The following is a 3,549-nucleotide window of genomic DNA, read 5'->3' as shown; positions in this document are numbered from 1 at the left end:
AGATTAGTAATGTCCATGGGTGAAGGAATGACCACAAAGGCAAAAATTGAATTTTTTTATACAAATAATAACTTACTAAAATCTATTTATTATAAAACAAATGTCTCTACTCGACCCAACAATAGAAAAATAGATTTTATTTATGATGATGATAATAAACTGAAAGAAACAATACAAACCCATTATTCAGATGAAAATAATTCAAAAATAGATAAGACAATAACTTGCTCTTTCTCTGATTATAATGAATATGGAGATTGGACAAAAGGTCATTGTATTAAAGATGGTAATATTGATTTAGGTGCTATAACGCGAAAATTAGAATATTAATAATAAAAAGAAAATATAGATGAAAAAACTTTTATTAGTAGCGTGCTGTTTGATTAGTTTTTATGTCTTTGCATCCGTTGATGATAACAGTAAAAATATTGGTATTAGTAATAATTATCTCATTCTTCTTTTCCCAGAGAATACTCCGCATTCTAATCCAATAAAAAAACAAGAATTATTTATTGAAAATATCCAACCAACATCTTTTACTAGTAATATAGAAATATATTCAGATGATAATGGTTTTATTATAGAAGAGTTTTTTCGTCATAAAAAAGATCTGTCAATGGATTATCAGAAGCAGGTATTAACACGAAATGAGAAAGGAATTTTAGTTAATTATTTAGTACAATTAGATGATCAAAAAAACTTTATAAATGTTAAAAATTCTAATCAAAAAACTATTGCAACTTATGAATATGATGAACAGGGAAAATTGATTTTTTCAGATGAGAAGTTTGATGAGAAAAATTATATAGGTACTTATTCTTATGATATAAACAACAATCTTATTCAATACAAAGAGCGAGAAATCCAAACAAACACGCCAGAAAAAATACTTACTTTTCCGTCAACAAATTTATATTATTATGATGACGAAAATAGATTAGTTTCTTCCAATTTTGAGCAGGAAGATCCACTATTAAATGGAGAAATTATATTGTTATCCAAAGACATCTATGAGTCTAAATATCGAACATCTACTTGCCATTTTAGTGAATATAATAAATATGGTGATTGGACTGTTAGTCAATGTTTTAACGGCGATAATGAATTAGACAAATCTGTAACGCGAAAGTTAGAGTATAGGGATAAATGATGAAAAAAATAATGTTGATGTGTTTTATTGTCATTTTTTTTATCATAGGATGCGATAAGGAAAAAGACACACATACAATCATTACAAATAATTATAACGCGATTCTTTACCCACCCCTCATACCCAATAAGAAACCTACTATGAAACAGAAGATTAAAGCAAATTTTTTAGCTGACAATAAAATAATGAATACGATTATAGAATCAAACTCAGATGGTTTAATTGAAAAAGTATTATTTGATGATGATTCACAGAATATGATCATTGATTATAAAAACAAAACAATGCATCTCAATGGAGTAGATGTAACATTACAATTAGATAGTGATAATAATATTCTGGGTTATTTATATATAAATAACGAGCAATTAGCATCGCTTTCATATAATGAATTAGGACAATTCATAAAACTTGAAGATATGCACCCGCTAACTAAAGAAAAACGGCAACAAACCTTTGGATATTATAATGGTTATACAATTAAATATAACGAGTTCCGAAAAAAAAATATAAATTTAAACAGATTTTATTATAACCAAAAAGGTGAGTTAGTAGAAAGTATTACAGAAAATTATATTATTACTGATGATAATTCTAAAACTGATAATTCTCCAAAACCTGATATAAATGTCAAACAATCCGATAGAAAACCAGAAAACTTAAAACCGAATGCTGTTAAATGTATTTATCTAAACCATAACCAATATGGCGATTGGACAAATGCTTATTGCGTGAAAGGAAATGGTGTAAAACTAGTAACTCATACTCGAGAATTAGAATATTAGTTATATTAATAACATGACTTATAAATATAGTTGGTTAGTATCAGATCAAAGTCGATAACGTCCTCAATAACGAAGTAGGTTACGCGATTACTTATCTACACTGTTATCAATAAAGAACCCCATCCCTGCAATTAATCCTTACATAAAAATAATACATAGATTCTTAATTTAACATATCCGCAGAAGTAGTTTTTTGATCAAATTAACTCATTGATCGTCTATAACGATCAATAACCAATACATGATAGCTATAAACTATTGATTATATAATTTCGATCGATAAAACATATTAATTTATTTTGCTTTTTGTTATTATATTGACGCTTTTTAAGCACTTTAGATTATCTAATCTGTATTTGATGTAGGTCTGATAAAAAATAACATATTTTTTAAAAGTAGAGGAAAAAATGAAAGCATTATCTATAGTGGCATTAATTTTCGCGGCAATATCAATTTTTGTTCCTGTAGTGGGAATATTCATTGCTATGGGATGTAGCGTATTAGCATTAATTACCTTTTGTAAACAACCAACATTATCAGGTATTACATTTGGTATTAATATAATCAGTACTGCATTTCTTTCACCAACATTAGCGCTGACAGCATCTGATATGCATAACACAGGGGAAGATGGAGTCAGCATGTATCTGTTTTATGTGGGATTTCATGTAGTGTTAATGCTTATCGCATTTATAACGCTTTTTATCTTTAAAAAGAAAAAAAAGCAGAATCCATAACATTATTGATGAATATAACTAAGTTGAATCAATAAGTTTATTTTATTGTTTTCTTAGTCAAAAAATAACAGGTAAGTCCAGGTGTCTAATTTAATTATACATAGAAAGTCTCAATTTTATTGGGGTGGAGTATTTTTTTCTATTTATGTAAATGGTGTTGAGGTTGAACGTATTAAACGTAAAGAGACAAAAACTATTCCAGTTACAGCAGGAAGAATTGCTTTAGAAATACGCAAAGGAACGTTTAAAAACGCTATATTTTTTGATATTACAGAAAATGAAACTAAATCATTTGAAGTATCAGTCAAAAATACGTTATTGCATACGTTAATTCCAATTTATTCATTTATTGTAAAAGACTCAATATTTAGTATTGAACCACTAAAACAATAATCATGTGATGAAAACGATGAAAAAACTAGGTACTCAATTTTTTGTACCTAGTTAATAAATTAACCTATAAAGGTTCGCAATATTTTTTATTAACTACTACATCTCTAAACTTCTTTTTATCAGTAAAACTCCGACTAATATTAGTACATAAATCCGTAAAATTATCTGTGCCATCATTTGATTTATAGAAAAATGGTTTAATACTTACACAATTTTCATGTTCAAATATTGTTTGTAATAAAACACGGTCGGAGGTAGCACAAGAATGACCCCAAATATAAACTTGATACATATCTTGCTCTAGAAAAGTTAATAAATCTTTATAATTAGAATTTAACAAATAGTGAAGTGACTTTGAATATTTCAAATATCGATTATCATTTTTATTTTCTAATTCTTGATATGAACTGTCTTTTTCATCACCATATCCAAATATGATAGGGTTATGTTGATTGTTTAATTCACCGTGTATTTGAATAAGTTT

The 3,549-nt window shown here is 27.1% G+C and carries 6 protein-coding genes; 5 read left to right on the top strand and 1 reads right to left on the bottom strand.

Annotation, left to right across the window (positions count from 1 at the left end):
• From A9G03_RS02840 to A9G03_RS02820, 5 genes are all read left to right on the top strand, one after another.
• Positions 1-330 (top strand): hypothetical protein (locus A9G03_RS02840; protein WP_218837067.1); only part of this gene is annotated, 330 nt, incomplete at its 5' end.
• 19 nt (positions 331-349) lie between these two features.
• A complete protein-coding gene (locus tag A9G03_RS02835; protein ID WP_065798359.1) occupies positions 350-1,150 on the top strand; it encodes a hypothetical protein in 801 nt (266 codons plus the stop codon).
• Positions 1,150-1,935, top strand: a complete 786-nt coding sequence (locus A9G03_RS02830; protein WP_065798358.1) for a hypothetical protein — start codon at positions 1,150-1,152, stop codon at positions 1,933-1,935. The genes A9G03_RS02835 and A9G03_RS02830 overlap by 1 nt, the downstream gene beginning before the upstream one ends.
• A 407-nt stretch (positions 1,936-2,342) precedes the next feature.
• Positions 2,343-2,672 (top strand): LPXTG cell wall anchor domain-containing protein, encoded by a 330-nt coding sequence (locus A9G03_RS02825; protein ID WP_065798357.1) that lies wholly within the window; start codon positions 2,343-2,345, stop codon positions 2,670-2,672.
• 81 nt (positions 2,673-2,753) lie between these two features.
• The gene (locus A9G03_RS02820) at positions 2,754-3,065 is read left to right on the top strand and encodes a hypothetical protein (RefSeq protein ID WP_065798356.1); all 312 of its coding nucleotides are present in this window, start codon (positions 2,754-2,756) and stop codon (positions 3,063-3,065) included.
• A gap of 64 nt (positions 3,066-3,129) precedes the next feature.
• Here the strand turns inward: A9G03_RS02820 and A9G03_RS02815 are convergent.
• A partial coding sequence (locus tag A9G03_RS02815; protein WP_218837066.1) for an AbiH family protein occupies positions 3,130-3,549 on the bottom strand: 420 nt, incomplete at its 5' end.

Source organism: Gilliamella sp. wkB171 (assembly GCF_001693755.1).
Classification (GTDB): Bacteria; Pseudomonadota; Gammaproteobacteria; order Enterobacterales; family Orbaceae; genus Gilliamella; species Gilliamella apicola_F.
Note: the sequence above shows the minus strand (reverse complement) of the source record. Positions and strands in the feature narration are given on the sequence as shown.